The 17096-nt window shown below is 68.7% G+C and carries 17 protein-coding genes; 6 read left to right on the top strand and 11 right to left on the bottom strand.

Annotation, left to right across the window (positions count from 1 at the left end; genetic code table 11):
• Positions 1-18 precede the first annotated feature (18 nt).
• Entirely contained in the window at positions 19-669 is a 651-nt protein-coding gene (locus AC06G6_RS05350) for a GNAT family N-acetyltransferase (protein ID WP_479827064.1), read from the bottom strand.
• A 48-nt stretch (positions 670-717) separates the two neighbouring features.
• On the bottom strand, positions 718-1587 hold the full coding sequence (locus tag AC06G6_RS05355; protein ID WP_479827066.1) for a hypothetical protein: 870 nt from the start codon (positions 1585-1587) through the stop codon (positions 718-720).
• 59 nt (positions 1588-1646) lie between these two features.
• Here AC06G6_RS05355 and AC06G6_RS05360 point away from each other — a divergent pair, with 59 nt between their 5' ends.
• Together AC06G6_RS05360 and AC06G6_RS05365 are read left to right on the top strand one after the other, a co-directional pair.
• Positions 1647-2207, top strand: coding sequence for a prepilin peptidase (locus AC06G6_RS05360; protein ID WP_479827068.1), 561 nt, complete (start codon positions 1647-1649; stop codon positions 2205-2207).
• A 150-nt stretch (positions 2208-2357) separates the two neighbouring features.
• Positions 2358-3026, top strand: coding sequence for a VWA domain-containing protein (locus AC06G6_RS05365; protein ID WP_479827070.1), 669 nt, complete (start codon positions 2358-2360; stop codon positions 3024-3026).
• Positions 3027-3134: 108 nt separating this feature from the next.
• Here the strand turns inward: AC06G6_RS05365 and AC06G6_RS05370 are convergent, their stop codons facing one another.
• The 3 genes from AC06G6_RS05370 to AC06G6_RS05380 form a co-directional block, all read right to left on the bottom strand.
• Positions 3135-4571, bottom strand: a complete 1437-nt coding sequence (locus AC06G6_RS05370; protein WP_307459110.1) for a class II fumarate hydratase — start codon at positions 4569-4571, stop codon at positions 3135-3137.
• A 72-nt stretch (positions 4572-4643) separates the two neighbouring features.
• Positions 4644-5258: a carbonic anhydrase gene (locus AC06G6_RS05375; RefSeq protein WP_307459105.1), complete on the bottom strand. Its 615-nt coding sequence runs from the start codon at positions 5256-5258 to the stop codon at positions 4644-4646.
• 9 nt (positions 5259-5267) lie between these two features.
• On the bottom strand, positions 5268-6005 hold the full coding sequence (locus AC06G6_RS05380) for a DUF4245 domain-containing protein (RefSeq protein ID WP_479827072.1): 738 nt from the start codon (positions 6003-6005) through the stop codon (positions 5268-5270).
• Positions 6006-6211: 206 nt separating this feature from the next.
• On the opposite strand from AC06G6_RS05380, the gene glpX reads away from it, so the two are divergent.
• Positions 6212-7234, top strand: a complete 1023-nt coding sequence (gene glpX, locus AC06G6_RS05385) for a class II fructose-bisphosphatase (RefSeq protein ID WP_479828544.1) — start codon at positions 6212-6214, stop codon at positions 7232-7234.
• A 104-nt stretch (positions 7235-7338) separates the two neighbouring features.
• A complete protein-coding gene (gene galE, locus AC06G6_RS05390; protein ID WP_479827074.1) occupies positions 7339-8313 on the top strand; it encodes a UDP-glucose 4-epimerase GalE in 975 nt (324 codons plus the stop codon).
• 444 nt (positions 8314-8757) lie between these two features.
• Here galE and AC06G6_RS05395 read toward each other — a convergent pair whose 3' ends face one another.
• The 5 genes from AC06G6_RS05395 to AC06G6_RS05415 form a co-directional block, all read right to left on the bottom strand.
• Positions 8758-9750, bottom strand: coding sequence for a lipid II:glycine glycyltransferase FemX (locus AC06G6_RS05395; protein ID WP_479827076.1), 993 nt, complete (start codon positions 9748-9750; stop codon positions 8758-8760).
• A gap of 4 nt (positions 9751-9754) precedes the next feature.
• Positions 9755-11047: a mannose-6-phosphate isomerase, class I gene (gene manA / locus AC06G6_RS05400; protein ID WP_479827078.1), complete on the bottom strand. Its 1293-nt coding sequence runs from the start codon at positions 11045-11047 to the stop codon at positions 9755-9757.
• A gap of 55 nt (positions 11048-11102) precedes the next feature.
• On the bottom strand, positions 11103-12749 hold the full coding sequence (locus AC06G6_RS05405) for an LCP family protein (RefSeq protein ID WP_479827080.1): 1647 nt from the start codon (positions 12747-12749) through the stop codon (positions 11103-11105).
• Between the two features lie 10 nt (positions 12750-12759).
• Complete coding sequence (gene purE, locus AC06G6_RS05410) at positions 12760-13284, bottom strand: 5-(carboxyamino)imidazole ribonucleotide mutase (RefSeq protein WP_479828545.1); 525 nt, start codon at positions 13282-13284, stop codon at positions 12760-12762.
• A 95-nt stretch (positions 13285-13379) separates the two neighbouring features.
• On the bottom strand, positions 13380-14528 hold the full coding sequence (locus tag AC06G6_RS05415) for a 5-(carboxyamino)imidazole ribonucleotide synthase (RefSeq protein ID WP_479828546.1): 1149 nt from the start codon (positions 14526-14528) through the stop codon (positions 13380-13382).
• A gap of 300 nt (positions 14529-14828) precedes the next feature.
• Here AC06G6_RS05415 and AC06G6_RS05420 point away from each other — a divergent pair, with 300 nt between their 5' ends.
• Entirely contained in the window at positions 14829-15452 is a 624-nt protein-coding gene (locus tag AC06G6_RS05420) for a GtrA family protein (protein WP_479827082.1), read from the top strand.
• A gap of 42 nt (positions 15453-15494) precedes the next feature.
• On the opposite strand, the gene AC06G6_RS05425 is transcribed toward AC06G6_RS05420, so the two are convergent.
• Positions 15495-16199: a TIGR03089 family protein gene (locus AC06G6_RS05425; RefSeq protein WP_479827084.1), complete on the bottom strand. Its 705-nt coding sequence runs from the start codon at positions 16197-16199 to the stop codon at positions 15495-15497.
• 350 nt (positions 16200-16549) lie between these two features.
• Between AC06G6_RS05425 and AC06G6_RS05430 the strand changes: the two genes are divergently transcribed.
• A complete protein-coding gene (locus tag AC06G6_RS05430) occupies positions 16550-17092 on the top strand; it encodes a WhiB family transcriptional regulator (RefSeq protein WP_307459083.1) in 543 nt (180 codons plus the stop codon).
• Positions 17093-17096 lie beyond the last annotated feature (4 nt).

Raw genomic sequence — 17096 nt, forward strand, 5'->3', positions numbered from 1 at the left:
AAAAACCGGTGCCGGTGCCTAGACGTCGATCCCCAGGTACCGCGCCGTGGCTTCGTGGCCTTCCACGTTAAGTTGCCAGTCGGGGCGGTTGAAGGTGGCGGGGGTGAGCCGGACTCGTTGGGCTTCGTGGAGCTTGCCGCCCCAGTTGACGCGGGTGATGCCGTTGAGCTGGTAGCCGAGGGAACGGGAGACGCCGAGGGACCGCTGGTTCCAGGCGGCCGCCTCGGATTCCGCGACCTCCGCGCCGAGCCAGTCGAAGGCGTAGAGGGCGACGGCGGCGCGCATCTCCGTGCCGAGTCCCCGGCCGTGCACGCTTTGCCTGAGCCAGGAGCCCGTGCTGACCGTCTTCAGCGTGGCAAAGTCCTTCGCCTCGATGTCCTGGCAGCCGATGAACTCGCCCTCGTGCCAGATGCCGAGCAGCAGTGTCCATTCCTGCGGCGACATGGTCCCACGGCACCGCCAGTACCACTGCGCCATGTTCGGGCCGAGCTCCGCGGCCGGTGCCTCCGCCCACGGCCTGCTGAAAGGGCTGCGGCCGGGTTCGTGGATGCCGCTCAGGGCCGCCTCCGCCGCCGCGGGGATCTCCTCGTCGCGGATCGGCCGCAGCACCAGGCGGGGCGTGGTCAGGGTCAGGCCAAAGGGCGGCCAGAGGCGGGCGAGCTCAGTCATCCGGGAAGCCTAGCGGCGCGGGCCGCGCCCGGCCAGTTCCACGCGCCGTCAGCCGGCCGGGAGTTCCCAGCTGATGTGCCGGCGGACGTCCGTGAGGTTCATGGATTCGGCGAGGAACAGGTCATCGAGCATGTACTCGTCCACGCCCAGGATCCGGAGCCAGTGCCCGTATTCTTCCGGCCCGGAACCGTCCCTTGCATCCCCTTCCCCCGCGGGGACTGCGTGGCCACCCTCAAGCCAGCGGCTGGACACGCACACTCCCGTGCCGGCGTCGACCCTCACCAGCGTGCGGCCCGGGCGGCACAGCGGCGCGCCCGGGTGGCTGGGGCGGTAGCCGGGGTTCGGGGTGACGGTGGCCTCCAGGGCCGGGCGGCCCTCGTGCATCACTTCGGTGATGCCGTCCAGTTCCACGGCATTGGCGTTGGGGAATTCGAGCGGCACGGGGGCGCTGCCGGCTAGTTCCACCGGGTCCAGCGCGGCGGCGAAGCGGCCGTTGCCGAAACCGGGCTCGCCGTAGGCCGCTTCGGGGCGGCGCCGGACCAGGCCGCGGTCGTCATAGACCGGGGTGACGAGGTGGGGCGGCAGCAGCCAGGTCTTCCTGGTGGAGCGGACATAAAACACGTCTCGGGAATCATTGATGCCGGTGGTGCTCTGCAGGACCAGCCCGTCCGCGGTCTCCAGCCGCAGGGCGCCGGGGCGGCGCAGCCACGCGCGGACCAGATCCGGAGGCGGCGCTGTTTCAGTGCCGCCGGGATCAGCGGCGAGGGGCCGGTCCAGATATTCAAAGCGCAGCGACTGCCACTTCCACGGCGAGGAACGGCACAGGTGCCGGAAAGCGGCCGCCTGTTCCGCGGCGCCCCCGGGCGTGCCCGGCCCGCGCGGGTTCGAGCGCGGATTCGAGGTGTCCCATGCGGCCATATCCACAGTTTACGCGCGGGCCCGGCCCTGGCCGCCGGAAATTCCAGTAGCATCCGAGGGTGATCCAACGACTCGGCGGACTGGGCGAAGTGACCCCGCTGGCCTACTGGCTGGTGCTTCTGGCATGCGCGTACCTGGCGGTTGCGGCCGTCCGGCTCACGGTCATCGATGTCCGGCACCATCTGCTGCCGGACCGGATCGTCTTTCCGGCCTACGCCGTCGCCGGGGTGCTGCTGCTCGGTGCGGTGGCGGTCCACGCGGTGTCGGGAGCCCCGGCCGCGGCGGCGGTGCCCGACGGCGGGGCCGGGCTTTTCGGGGTGCCCGGACTCCGTGTGGTGGCCGGGGGAGCGGCCCTGTGGCTGTTCTACTTCCTGCTGCGGGCGGTCTATCCGCCGGGAATGGGCTTCGGCGACGTCAAGCTGGCCGGGGTGCTCGGCATGTACCTGGGGTTCCTCGGCTGGCCGCACGTGTTCGCCGGGACCTTCGCGGCTTTCCTCTTTGGCGGATTGTGGAGCCTGGCCCTGCTGGTGTCGCGGCAGGGCACTCTGACCTCGAGCATCCCCTTCGGGCCGTTCATGCTGGCCGGCACGGCCGCGGCCATGGTGCTCCTGCCGGCCTGACGGGCCCTTGCGCGCCGTTGCCTGGGACCCCGAACACGTCCGCCGACGCGGCCTGCGCGCTTTTTGTCGGTGCCCCGCCGTAGCCTGCTCCTGTCCAGCCAGCCGCTGGGAAGGTTGGTCCGGGTGCGCCCGGACCGGAAATGGGGAAACATGACGGATTCAGCTCTGACGCACGTGTACGTCCTCCTGGACCGCTCCGGATCCATGAGTGCCATTGCCGACGACACCGTGGGCGGATTTGCCGCGTTTGTCCGGGAGCAGCAGTCGGTGCCGGGCCGCTGCCGGTTGTCCCTGGCGCAGTTCGACGACGTCTACGACCGGGTCTACGCCGCCGTGGACATCCGGGATGTACCGCCGCTGGACCTGCAGCCGCGCGGCTCCACCGCCCTGCACGACGCCATGATCCGGCTGATCGGGGAGGCCGGGGAAGAACTGGCCGCCCTCCCGGAAGAGCAGCGCCCGGGCACGGTGCTGGTGGCAGTGCTGACCGACGGGCACGAGAACGCCTCGAGGGAGGCGACCGGCCCCATGGTGAAAGCCCTGGTGGAGCAGCAGCAGAGTCAGTGGGGCTGGCAGTTCACCTACCTGGGCGCCAACCAGGACGCCGTGCTGACGGCGGAAGGGCTCGGCATCCGGGCCGAGGACGCGCTGACGTACGCCGCCGGCAATGTGGACGCGGCCTTTTCCGGGCAGTCAGCCAAGACCCGCAGGCTGCGGGAGGCCCGGATGGCCGGTGCCAGCATGGCGGACGCCGCCGCCGCGGCGGCCTACACCGCCGACGAGCGGCGGGCCGCCGGGGGAGGCGTTCCACTGCGGTAGGCCGGTCCGGGCGGCAGACACAACGGCGGCCGGCGCCTTTCGCTGGAAAGGTGCCGGCCGCCGTCGGACGCCGCCGCGGCCCGGGGGCGCGGCGGCTGGACCGGGGTGTTAGGCCTTGTGCGGCGGACGGGTCATGGACATAACGTCCAGGGCCGTGTCCAGCTGCTCCTCGGTCAGTTCGCCGCGTTCGAGGAAGCCCATCGCTACGACGGTTTCGCGGATGGTGAGGCCCTCGGCCACGGCCTTCTTGGCGATCTTGGCGGCGTTCTCGTAGCCGATGAACTTGTTCAGCGGCGTGACGATCGACGGGGAAGCCTCGGCCAGGTAGCGGGCGCGCTCGACGTTGGCGGTGATGCCGTCGATCATCTTGTCGGCCATGACGCGGCTGGTGTTGGCCAGCAGGCGCACGGATTCGAGCAGGTTGGCGGCCATCACGGGGATGCCGACGTTGAGCTCGAAGGCGCCGTTCGTGCCGGACCAGGCGATGGCGGTGTCGTTGCCGATGACCTGGGCGCAGACCATGATGGACGCCTCGCAGATCACCGGGTTGACCTTGCCGGGCATGATGGAGGAGCCCGGCTGCAGGTCCGGGATCGCGATCTCGCCGAGGCCGGTGTTGGGGCCGGAGCCCATCCAGCGCAGGTCGTTGTTGATCTTCATGAAGGAGATCGCGATGTTGCGGAGCTGGCTCGAGGCCTCGATCAGGCCGTCGCGGTTGGCCTGGGCCTCGAAGTGGTCGCGGGCCTCGGTCAGCGGCAGCCCGGTGTCGGCGGCGAGCAGTTCGATGACGCGTTCCGGGAAGCCGGCGGGGGTGTTGATGCCGGTGCCGACGGCGGTGCCGCCGAGCGGAACCTCAGCGACACGGGGAAGGGAGGCGTTGATGCGCTCGACGCCGTAGCGGACCTGCGCGGCGTAGCCGCCGAACTCCTGGCCCAGCGTCACCGGGGTGGCATCCATGAGGTGGGTGCGGCCGGACTTCACGACGTCCTTGAACTCGACGGCCTTGCGCTCCAGGGACTCCGCGAGGTAGCCCAGCGCCGGGATCAGGTCGTTGATCAGCGCGGACGTGGCGGCCACGTGGACCGAGGTGGGAAAAACGTCGTTGGAGGACTGCGAGGCGTTGACGTGGTCATTGGGGTGGACCACCTTGTCGCTGCCGGCGGCCTTGAGCGCGCGGGTTGCCAGTTCGGCGAGGACCTCGTTGGTGTTCATGTTGGACGAGGTGCCCGAGCCGGTCTGGAAAACGTCGATCGGGAAGTCGCCGTCGTACTTGCCCGTGGCGACCTCATCGGCAGCATCCGCGATCGCCTGGGCGAGCTCGCCGTCGAGCACTCCCAGTTCCGCGTTGGCCTGCGCGGCGGCCTTCTTGACCCGGGCGAGGGCTTCGATGTGGGCGCGCTCCAGGGTTTTGCCGGAGATCGGGAAGTTTTCGACGGCACGCTGCGTCTGGGCGCGGTACAGGGCGTTCACGGGGACCCGGACCTCGCCCATCGTGTCGTGTTCAATGCGGAACTCTTCGGTGTTCAACTCTTCTGTGGAAGTCATGGGGCTAGCTTATTGGGCGGAGGCGTCCCATCGAAAACCGTGAAGTGCGTGCTACCGGGCTGCGGCAGGAACCTAGAGCTCGCCGATTCCGGAAACAAGGTCCGCCCTGCCGTCGGCGAGGCTGTAGGCGAGGCCGATCACGGCCGCCCGGCCGCCCTCGACGGCATCGGAAATCACCCGCGAGCTGTCCACCAGCCGCTGCGACGTCTGTTTGACGTTCTCCACGACCATGTCGTTGACGTCGTTCTGGTTGTTGCGCAGCGAGGTCAATACCGAGGGGGTGATGCGCTCGACGAGGCTGCGCATGAAGCCCACGGGCATCTGTCCGGTCTCCACGGCCTTTTTGGTCGCGGTGACCGCGCCGCAGCTATCGTGCCCGAGGACCACGATCAGCGGCACGCCCAGGACGCTGACGCTGTATTCGAGCGAGCCGAGGACGGCGTCGTCGATCACCTGGCCGGCGGTGCGGACCACAAAGGCGTCGCCGAGGCCCAGATCGAAGATGATCTCAGCGGCCAGCCGGGAATCCGAGCAGCCGAAGATCACCGCGAAGGGGTGCTGGTTCTCCACGAGGGAGGAGCGGCGGGACGCGTCCTGGTTGGGATGGGACGATTTGCCGGAAACGAAGCGCTCGTTGCCTTCGCGGAGACGGCGCCAGGCAAGGGCGGGGGTGAGATAGGTGGCCACGGGAGTACCTTACGGCGAAGGGGCGGGGGAGGGCGAAACTGTTGCGCCCGGGGTGCTCCCCGGTGACACAGTGCCGGACTTGCTTTCGAGGTCCTTGACCACCGCTGCGGCCAGCACCGTGAATTCGTCCAGCTGGGCGGATCCGGTCAGGATCACGGTGGTGCCGCCGGCGTCGGCTAGCACCATGCTTTTCTCGCCCTTGCCGGTGTCTCGGAGCTCCCAGTCGCGTCCGCCGGCGCTGCGTGTGCCGGTCACGGGCGCGCTCTTCACCTGCTGCAGCAGCCAGGTGGGATTGGACTGCCGCGCCTGCACCAGGCCGATGAAGGATTCCTTGGGGGTGAGGTAGCCGACCTCCCACGTCGGGACGCCGCTGCCGGCTCCGGATTCCCAGCGGGCGTAATTTGCGCGGAATGTGTCGCCCGTATCGGGGGCGGCCGGTGTGAATCCCGCCACATCGGCGGCGTTCTGCGCCACCGCGCTGACGTTGATGTTTGGCCGGTAGCCGTCGGTCTTGGGCGAGGGGTTCATCAGGACGATGGGCAGGAAGGCGGCGATGCTCAGGACCAGCGCAATGACCATGCCGATCACCGAGGCGTTCGCACGCTTCGCCGCTCCGGCGCTCAATACGGGCTTGACGGGCGGCTGGCCGGCGGCGCCGGGTGCTTCCCGGCCGGCGGTGCCGGCGGGGGAAGCTGGGGCTGCGGGGGGCGTTTCCTGCAATTCACTCACCCCTCTATAGTCGCCCATTCCGGGCCGATCTCACATTCGGCGGTGCCGGGCGGGCCGGGGGCGGGCCGTTCACGGAATGGTCAATCCAAGACGCGGGTTTGCTCCCCGACTATGATCAGTATCAGACGAGATCACAAACTAAGAATCACCGCGACGGATCGATCCTGTCCGCACGGTTTCAATGATCGCCACTCGAAGAAGAGGTTAACGTGACACCACCGCCAATGACCCAGAAGTACTCCACACTTTCCCCGTCTCTCGCCGTGGGAATTGACGAGCCGGACCGCAACCTTGCTCTGGAACTGGTCCGCGTCACCGAAGCCGCCGCCATCGCCGGCGGCCACTGGGTTGGGTTCGGGGACAAGAACAAGGCCGACGGCGCCGCCGTCGACGCCATGCGTTCCTTCCTCCAGACCGTCCACTTCAACGGTGTTGTTGTGATCGGCGAAGGCGAAAAAGACGAAGCCCCGATGCTCTTCAACGGCGAGAATGTTGGTGACGGCACCGGCCCCGAGTGCGATGTCGCCGTCGACCCGATCGACGGAACCCGCCTCGCTGCCCTCGGCATCAACAACGCCCTCGCGGTCCTCGCCGTCGCGGAACGCGGTTCCATGTTCGACCCCTCCGCAGTGTTCTACATGGAGAAGCTCGTCACCGGTCCGGAAGCCGCCGACATGGTTGACCTCCGCCTGCCCGTCAAGCAGAACCTGCACCTGATCGCCAAGGCCAAGGGCGTCAAGGTCAACCAGCTCAACGTGATGATCCTGGACCGGGACCGCCACCGCGGGCTCGTTGAAGAGATCCGCGAGGCGGGTGCGCGGACCAAGTTCATCATGGACGGTGACGTCGCCGGCGCCATCGCCGCGGCCCGCGCGGGCACCGGCGTCGACGCCCTGATGGGCATCGGCGGAACGCCGGAAGGCATCGTCACGGCCTGCGCCATCAAGTCCCTCGGCGGTGTCATCCAGGGCCGCCTGTGGCCCACCAGCGACGACGAGAAGCAGAAGGCCATCGACGCCGGCCACGACCTGGACCGGGTGCTGTCGACCAACGACCTCGTCTCCAGCGACAACTGCTATTTCGCCGCCACGGGCATCACCGACGGCGACCTGCTCAAGGGTGTGCGGTACTCCAAGGACAAGGTCCTTACCCAGTCCATCGTGATGCGTTCCAAGTCCGGGACCATCCGCTTTGTGGACGGCGAGCACCAGGCCAGCAAGTGGGAAGGCTACGCCCGCAAGGGTTAGCAGCTGCCCAAACCAGGACACCCGGATCCCGGGGCGCGTTTCGCGCCCCGGGATCCGCCGTTTCCAAGCGGTTGGGCCTGCGCGGCATTGGGTAGGGTGGAACCATGACATGGCTCGTAACAGGTGGCGCAGGATATATCGGCTCTCACGTGGTTTCCGCTTTGCGCGGCGCCGGGATGCAGGCGGTGGTGGTTGATTCACTCTCCAGCGGGCACCGCGAGTTCGTCCCGGACGACGTGCCGTTCGTGCACGGCACCATCCTCGACTCGGAACTCGTGGCCCGCACCATGCTCGACCACGGCGTGACGGGCGTGATCCACCTCGCCGGCTTCAAGTACGCCGGCGTTTCGGTCCAGGAGCCGCTGCTCACGTACGAGCAGAACGTCACCGGCACGGCAGAACTGCTCAAGGCCATGGAACTCGCAGAGGTCGACAAGCTGGTCTTCTCCTCCTCCGCCGCGACGTACGGCACGCCCACCGGGGACATCGTCACGGAAGAAACCCCGACCCAGCCGGAATCCCCCTACGGCGAGAGCAAACTGATCGGCGAATGGCTGATCCGCGACCAGGGCCGGGCGCGGGGCCTGAAGCACACCTCGCTGCGCTACTTCAACGTCGTCGGCTCCGGCTCGCCCGAACTCTACGACACGAGCCCGCACAACCTCTTCCCGATCGTGCTCCGCGCACTGACCGCAGGGAAGACCCCCCGCATCAACGGCACCGACTACAACACCGCCGACGGTACCTGTGTGCGCGACTACGTGCATGTGGCCGATCTGGCGACCTCCCACGTCGCGGCCGCCCGGGCCCTCGCCGCCGGCACGCCGCTGGAACGCGTCTACAACCTCGGGTCCGGCGACGGGCTCTCCGTCCGACAGATCATGACGGCTATGGCCACGGTCACCGGCATCGACTTCGAACCGGAGATCGGGCCCCGCCGGGCGGGAGATCCGGACCGGATCGTGGCCGACGGGTCCCTGGCCGCACGTGACCTGGACTGGAAGATGCGGCACTCCGTCGAGGACATGGTCGCCAGCGCGTACGAGGCCCAGAAGAAAGCCGCCGCCGCCGGGCACTAGCCCCCCGAGGGACATGCCCAGCGTTGAGGCCCAGGAATGGACACAGTGGGCCTATGTCCACGCGCCGAGGCTGACGCGGAGAATGTCCAGCGGTGTGGCATGGGGTTGCGCTGACACCGCGTAGCATGTCCAGTGCCCGGGCCCAGGAGCGGACATAGTGGGTCTATGTCCACTCGCCGGGGCTGACGTGGGGCATGTCCCGTGGTGGTGATGCATGGGGCTGCGCTGCCACCGCGGAGCATGTCCAGTGCCCGGGCCCAGGAACGGACATAGTGGGTCTATGTCCACCCGCCGGGGCTGACGTGGGGCATGTCCCGTGGTGGTGATGCATGCGGCTGCGCTGCCACCGCGGAGCATGTCCAGTGCCCACGCCCAGGAACGGACATAGTGGGTCCATGTCCACCCGCCGGGGCTGGCGTGGGGCATGTCCGGTGGGGGAGAGGGCTAACGGCGGAGCGCGCCGCGCAGCCGGACGGGCAGCGTCCGGGCCGCCGTAAGGCCGCGGCGGGCGGCCTGCGCGCCCTTCCTGGCCAGCTGGTATCCGTTGTAGCGCACCGTCCGGACCGGCAGGTCCCAGGTCCCGGGATACGCGACCTCGCGCCCGCCGAAGGACTTTTTGAAGGACGTGAACCCGGCCCACTTGTGGTCGGGGTCGTCCGCGGGGGCCACGCCCCAGAGATCCACGTGCTTCAGGCCCTTGTCCTTGGCGTCGGCCATCAGGGTGACCAGCAGCGGAATCCCGGCGCTGAGCTTGCGGTGCGCGTCATCCAGCGCGGCGTGGGCATAGGTGCGGGTGTCCGCCGAGTCGTACGCGAGGGCGGCGGCAATCGGCTCGCCCTCAAGTTCGGCGATGAAGAGTGTCGCGGCACCGGACGGCATCAGGGAGCGGGCGACCTGGGCGAGATAGTCGTCGCTCTGCGGCTTGAATCCGCTGCGCGCCGCCGTCAGGTGCAGGAATCCGAGCAGGACCGAGATCTCCTCCGGATCCTGGCTGGAACGGAACGTCACGCCCTTCTTGTGGATGTTCCGGTACAGGTTGCGGTTCACTGGCTTCATCTCCGCCAGGACGTCCTTGAAATCCCGGTCCAGGTCCACGACCCAGGTGAGTTCCGGCTGTTGGTTCGCCGGGGCGGGCCGGAGGCCGCGCGTGCGCAGGACAGCACCGGCGTCGGCGGCCGCGAAGCCGGCGTCGACCGGTTCAATACGGACAAACACGGCACCGCAGCTGCGGGCCAGCTCCGTCAGGGCCGCCAGGGCGGCGTCGAACGCGGCCAGGGAAGCGGCCACCGGTCCGTAGGGTGCGTAGAGCAGTTTCCCCGCCGGGTTGCTTTCCTCGATGGCCAGGAAGCTCCAGCCGGGGCCTGAGCGCTCATGCACGGTCCGCCCTAGGGCGCGTTGGAAGCCTGCCCACGCGGGGCTCTGCAGGAAGTGGTCCACGGTCTCAGGCTTTCAGGGCGGTGGTGACGGCAAAGGCGAGGGCGGTCCCGGTGGCGTCGGCGGCGGCGTGGGCGTTGACCGGCGCCTCGGCCGCGGGCAGGAAGGCGCTCGCGCCGCGTTCCAGCCGCAGTTCACCCTTGGGGGAATCCAGGAGGACGGAACCGGAGACCACAAGGATGACCGCCGCCCCCGACTGCGCCAGCGGAACGGGTCCCGCGCCGGGTTGAAGTTCGACGCGCTGCAGCTGGAACTCCCGGAACGGCGGACGGAAGACCTCCTGCCCCAGCATCGTCGTCTCGGGGCCGAGCATCGGCACGCCGACAGCCTCGAAGGAAACGGTGCGGAGCAGTTCCGGCACGTCCACGAACTTCGGGGTCAGCCCGCCGCGCAGCACGTTGTCCGAGGAGGCCATGACCTCAACGCCCAGGCCGTGCAGGTAGGCGTGGACATTGCCGGCCGGCAGGTAGACAGCCTCGCCCGGCGCCAGCGAGATCCGGTTGAGCAGCAGTGAAATCAGCACGCCCGGATCGCCCGGGTACTGCGCGTTGAGCGTGACGACGGTGGACAGCTCCGCCTGGTAGGGGGCCGTCGGGGCGCCGGAGATGAGGGCCGCCACAATCGCGGCCGTCGCCTCCGCGACCTCCTCGCCGCCGGAGATCAGCCGTTTGAAGGCCGAGCGGAGGGCCGCGGGCTCATCCTGCTGCGCCAGGTCCTCGAGCAGCAGCGGGACGAGGGGCGGCAGTTCCAGGCCGGCGAGCTCGAAATCGGCCACCAGCACCTGGAAAACGGCACGGGACTCCGCCGCCGGCCGGAAGCCGCACAGCGCCTCGAACGGTGTCAGCGCGAGGATCATCTCTGGCTTGTGGTTGTCATCCTTATAGCTGCGTTCCGCAGCCGCGCGGTCGACTCCGGCGGCCTCCTCGCGGGCGAACCCGGCCCGGGCCTGCTCGAGGGTCGGGTGCACTTGGAGGGAGAGGGGGCTCTCGGCGGCCAGGACCTTGAGCAGGAAAGGAAGCCGGGGGCCGAATTCGGCCACGCTGTCGCTGCCCAGATGGTGCTCCGGATCCTCCGCGATCAGCGCATCCAGGGCACGCCGGCCGCCGTCGTCCGCCACCGCGGCGTGAGCGCCCGTGGATCCGGCGCCGGCCGGACTGAGTGCCACCGAGGGGGAGTCCGGGTGCGCGCCGATCCACAGCTCCGCCTCCGGCCCGCCGGACGCCGCCCGGCCAAGGAGCCCGGCGATGGCTGTGGTGGAACCCCAGGCATACGGCCGGAGGACATTCTCGAGTTCGTACACTGCCGGGTGTCCCTATCTGTTACGGAAGGCTGCTGGAAAGTCTGGTCGGAAGGAACTACAGCGGCGCGCACTGGCCGTTCGTGGCCACCAGGTTCCGGATCGACTGTTCGTCGCCGTTGCGCTTGAACTGGTTGAGCATCTCCACGGTGATCGGCTCGCCGTCCGGCGTCGTGGTCACCGGGGTGAAGTCCGACGGCGACGGCGCGGGCTGGGTGCCGGGCCGTGCGCGGGGCAGCGCACCGGCAGCGGACAGCGGTCCGGGTGCTGCGTCCTCCGGGAGGATGCCGTCCTCGGCGGCGCCCGCCTCAGGGGCGGGGCCGAGGAGGGCATCGACCTTCTGGTGGATCTGGTCGAAGTCCGGAACCGTTGAGAAGGACGCGTCGAAGTCGGGCGGTCCGATGGTCAGCCGGCTCATTTCCTGGCCCTTGGCCTTCATCGCGAGGTCCACGAAGCTGCCGAGCTGGCCGGCGGAGACGTTGGAGTCCACGACCTTGGTCCCGGCGCTGGCGATGTCCTCGAACTTGGAAAGCAGGGTGGCCGGATCCAGCTGCTTCAGCATGGCCTGCTGGACACACTGCTGACGCTGGATGCGGGCGTAGTCGTCGACGAACTCGCGCGAGCGGCCGTACCAGAGGGCGTGGTAGCCGTCGAGCGTCTGTTCGCCGGCGCGGATCCAGCCGAGCGGCATGCCGTGGATGCCGTTGGCCTCGTCCACCATGTTGCCGCTGAGCGGGACCCAGCCGCCGGCCTTGATCCGGATGCCGCCCATGGCATCAATGAGTTTGGCGAAGCCCTCCATGTCCACCAGCACATAGGCCTGGACCTTGATGCCCAGGGTGCCGGACACGGCCTCCATCGTGGCCTGCGCGCCCGGGTCGGCAACGCCGGGGTAGAGGTCCTGGTGTTCGTTGGTGACCTCGGTGTTGATGGCGTTGATGAGGCACTCATTGCCGCAGTCGTAGCCGTCAGGGTAAAGCCCGCGCATCGGGGAGTCCTCGCTGAACTGCGCGTTCTGCAGGTTGCGGGGCACCGAGATGATCGCGGTTTTGCCGGTCTTGGCATCGACGCTGATGACCGAAAGGCTGTCCGGCCGTCGGCCGGTACGGTCCGCCCCGGCGTCGCCGCCCATCATCAGGAAGTTGTACCGGCCCTCCGAGGGCTCCATCGTCGGCCCGTTGGAGAAGATGTTGCCGATGGCGTCGCGGCTGACGTTGAGCAGGTAGGCGGCGTAGCCCAGCGAGCCGCTGCTGAGGATCATTGCCAGCACGAGGGCCACCACGACGGCGGGGCGCACGCCGGGCGCCAGCAGCACCGGACGGATCAGCCGCAGGGTGTTGATGAAGAGCGCCGCCCAGCCGATCGCCAGTGCCGCCATGCCCAGGACCAGGAGCAGTGAGGTGACCGGGTTGGTGATCAGGTTGATCAGCGTCGACCGGGATACCAGGAGGAGTACTGCGGCGAGGATGACCAGCGCCCAGACGGTCAGGGTGGCACGCAGCGCCATCCGTCCCAGCCGCCGGTCGCCGGCGACAATCTGGGCGCTGCCGGGGACCAGCAGGGTCATCAGGACCAGCAGGAAGGCGCGCTTGGTCAGCACCGGCGCGGCTGCCCCCGAGGGGTAGCGGACAGGATCCGTGCGGGACGGCGGAGCCGTTTGGCTCCGCGGCGACGGCTGGCGGGACGGGGCGTAACTGTTGGTCATCTGGCGATCCTTAACGGCTGCCCCGGGTGACGACGTTCGCGTCCGCAAAGACTTCGCTCACCTTGCGCCGCAGGTTTGCGCCCTTCCGGGTGGCGACGTCATTGAGTTCCTGGGCGAAGTCGACCAGTTCGGCGCGGAGCCGGGCGGCCAGCGGGTCCGTGCCGGAGGCCAGCATGCGCACGGCCAGCAGACCGGCGTTCCGGGCACCGCCGATGGACACGGTCGCGACCGGAACCCCGGCGGGCATCTGGACGATGGAGAGCAGGGAATCCATGCCGTCGAGGGTCTTGAGCGGCACCGGGACGCCGATGACCGGCAGCGGCGTGACCGAGGCGAGCATGCCCGGCAGGTGGGCGGCGCCGCCGGCGCCGGCGATGAGGACACGCAGCCCGCGCTCATGGGCCGTCTGGCCGTAACGGATCATTTCCAGGGGCATACGGTGGGCCGAGACAACATCGGCCTCAAAGGGGATGCCGAATTCGGCGAGGGCCTCGGCGGCAGCCTCCATCACGGGCCAGTCGGAGTCCGAGCCCATAACGAGCCCGACGATCGGGGCATCGGCCCCGGCGTCCGCGGCAGCCGGGAACCGGGCGTCGGCGGACTGGGCGGTGCTGCCGCTAGTGCTGCTGCTCATGCGTTCTCCTCGTGTGCTCCCGCTGCGGTTCGGGACTGGGCCCGCCCGTTCCGGATGATGTTGGCGACCGTGGTGGCGCGTTCGCGCACCGAGTCGACGTCGGCCACCGAGCCGCCGACGAGGTTGACGTGGCCGATCTTGCGGCCCGGCCGGACGGCCTTGCCGTAGCAGTGGACCTTCGCCGCGGGTTCGCTGCCAAGGGCTGCGGGATAGGCGGAGAACAGATTCTGGTTCTCGCCGCCCAGGAAGTTTTTCATCACGACGACGGGTCCCAGCAGGTCCGTGGCGCCCAGCGGCAGATTGAGGATGGCCCGGAGGTGCTGTTCGAACTGGCTGGTCACCGAGCCGTCCTGGGTCCAGTGGCCGGTGTTGTGCGGACGCATGGCGAGCTCGTTGATCAGGAAGCCTGCTCCGACGCCGGGGGTTTCGAACAGCTCGACGGCCATTACGCCGGTGACGCCGAGTTCGCTGGCGATGCGGAGGGCGGCGTTTTCGGCCGCCGCAGCAACCTCCAGCGGGACGTCCAGCGCCGGGGCGATGACTTCGTCGCAGACGCCGTCGACCTGGATGGTGTGCACCACGGGCCAGGCCCTCGACTCACCGTCCGGTGTCCGTGCCACCAGGGCCGAGAGCTCGCGGCTGAATTCCACCTTGGCCTCCGCGAGCAGCGGCGACATCGCCGCGAACCAGTCCGCGGTGTCCTCGGCATCGGCCGCGGAGTCCACGATCCGCACGCCCTTGCCGTCGTAGCCCCCGCGCGGGGTCTTGAGGACGACCGGCCAGCCAATGTCCTCGCCGAATGCGACCAGCCCGGCGACGTCGTCGACCGCGGCCCAGCGCGGATTGGGCAGTTCGAGCCGGTCGATGGCCGCCCGCATCACCAGCTTGTCCTGGGCGTTGACCAGCGCGTCCGGTCCGGGATGGACGTTCACGCCGGCCCGCTGCAGCGAACGGAGGTGTTCGGTGGGGACGTGCTCGTGGTCGAACGTCAGGACGTCCAGGCCGCGGGAAAACTCAAGGAGGTGGTCCAGATCGGTGTAATCACCGACCGGGGCATTGGCCACGGCTGAGACGGCTGAGACGTCCTCACCTTCGGCAAGGACGCGGAGCTCGAAGCCCAGGGCGGTGGCCGCGGGGGCCATCATTCGGGCGAGCTGGCCGCCGCCAACTACACCGATCACAGGAAAAGTCACAAGTCCCAGCCTACCGAAAACCTCGCGATATCCCGGCTTTTGGACGTCCCGGTGCGGGTTCCGGGCGGCCACGGACCCCTGTCCGGCGGGGTTGGCGCGGGCCGATCCCGGCATTTTGGCCGGCGGCGGGGCGGCTTCCGGGCGGGCGCCGTTGGGGCCGGCGGACCGGCCTCCGGGGCGAGCCCCGGGCAATCGGCGCTAAAATGGGCCCTTGGCCCAATGGCCGACAGTTCAAGACGGCCACGGAGGGTCATGATTACTACACTCAGCGAGCGCTTACGCGGGCTCGCCTCGCTCTTCTGGCGCGAAGTGGCCAAATTCGGTGCGGTGGGCGGAGTCGCGTTCATCATTGACAACGGACTCACGTACTACCTGATGCACGGCCCGATGACCGACAGCGAGGCCAAGGCCCGCTTTGTCGGCGCCAGCATCGCCACGATCTTCTCCTGGATTGCGAACCGGTTCTGGACCTTCCGCCACCGCCGCCAGGACAACGTGCTCCGCGAGTTCGGGATGTTCATCCTGATCAACGGCATCGGCATCGGCATCTCCACCGGTTTCACCGCCCTCGCCAAGTACGCCTTCGGGGTCACGGACAAGAACATGCTCTTCGCCGCCGGGATCGTTGGCATCCTGGTCGCCACGGTGGTGCGCTTCTTCGCCTACCGCTTCCTGGTGTTCAACAAGGAACTCGACGAAGAGCCGGAGTTCTCGCACGACCACGAAATCATCGAGCGGCACCCGCACCCGCACCCGCACCCGCACCCCAGCGCCGCCGTCGAGAACGGCCCTGCCGTCCAGGGCCGTGCCGTCAAGGACCCCGCCGTCACGACCCGTGCCGTCAAGGACCCGGAGCTGCCGGGCCCGCCGGCCTAGTGTGAGCCGGCAGGTTCCCCGCCCGACGCATCCGGACCCGGCTCAGCTGCCGTTGATGCGCTCGTCTGCGAGCAGCTTCTCCGTCACCGTGACGTCGGGGTGCACCAGCACCACCGACCCGTCGCTCTTCCAGGCGCCCAGGCACTGGGCCAGGGCAGGCTCCAGGCCGTCACCGGCGGTCACCAGCAGCCGGACGCCCTCGTCGTGCGCTGCCGCGAAGCCGTCCAGCAGACCACCGTGGGTGTGTTCCGCCCCCGCGGCGGCCACAACGGCCCGCCGCGACGCTTCCGGATCCACGTGCGGCATAAAGACGTCGCCGTGGGAGCGCACCTCGGCGGCGTAGTCCACGACGCCGGTGGGCAGCTCGCCCTGCCACCGCATCGCCAGCGCCGGGAGCGCCACTGCCAGGACGGCGTCGAATGCCCCCTGCGCCGCACCGGGTCCCGGATCGCCGGTGGCCAGCAGTTCGGCCTCGGCATCGTCGAACACGACCTCCATGCCAAGCTGCCAGGCGGCCAGGGCGAGGATCACGGACTTCCAGTGGGCCGGCAGGTCCAGCCGCAGCCGCGTCCCGGGCTCGGCGTCGAGTTCGTCCTGCAGGAGATTGCTGGTCTTCGCCACCCAGTTGTCCAGCACCCGTCCGGAGAGCTCCACCCGCTCGGATTCGGGCCCGTACCAGGTGAGCCGGGGGGAGGTGGACTGGCCGGAACGCAGGGCTGTCATCAGGTCGATTGCCGGGATAGTCATGGTTTCATCTTGCCACGGCGGCCGCGGGTGTGATCTCCGTCATAGGCCTCCCGGTGCCCGCCGGCCGGCGTCCGGTGCCGCGCCGGGAAGTTCCCTGTAAATTCAGGAAAAATTTCTCCGAAGTGCTCAGCACCCTGATTATTCCGCGCATTCTCCGGGGTGTGGCGCAAAAATCCCGGGCGTGGCGTGCCCCCGCTTTGAGCCCCGGGTTGATTATTATCTCCGCCGTGGCTTGACGGAAGATACTTACACACGTGTAATTAGGTATCGAAGGCCGATGTGCGGAAACCGGAACTCAACCGAGTGTCACCGGGTCAGGCAAAGGCCGCAAAATCAGAGAGGAAACGCCAATGGGGCTAGCAGAGCGTATCCATGAAGAGGCCGTCGTTGCTGGGCAGGCCACGGCCAAATACCGTTCACGCGGAGTGCCGAGCGACTGGTACGTCGATCCGGCAGATCCGGACGCGGCAGACCGCTTCAACGAGCACACCAACGACAAGCTGCAGGACCAGGCGACCGCCTTCCTCGCGGCGCACGACGAACTTCTGTCCGGTCCGGACCAGGACAACGATCTTCACGATCCGCCGATGGAGCTCCAGACCCTCCACGCGGGCACCACCACGCAGCCGGTGTGGATCGGGCTGCCTTCCCAGCAGGACTTCGACGATGAAGGCGAACTGGGCTGGCAGACGGACGCGCTCTGCGCGCAGACCGACCCGGAGGCATTCTTCCCCGAGAAGGGTGGCTCCACCCGCGACGCCAAGAAGGTCTGCGGGGCGTGCAACGTCCGCTCGCAGTGCCTGGAATACGCCCTGTCCAACGATGAGCGTTTCGGCATCTGGGGCGGCCTCTCCGAGCGCGAGCGGCGCCGGCTTAGGAAGCGAGCGATCTAATTCT

It is taken from the genome of Arthrobacter sp. CJL-S3 (assembly GCF_056711635.1).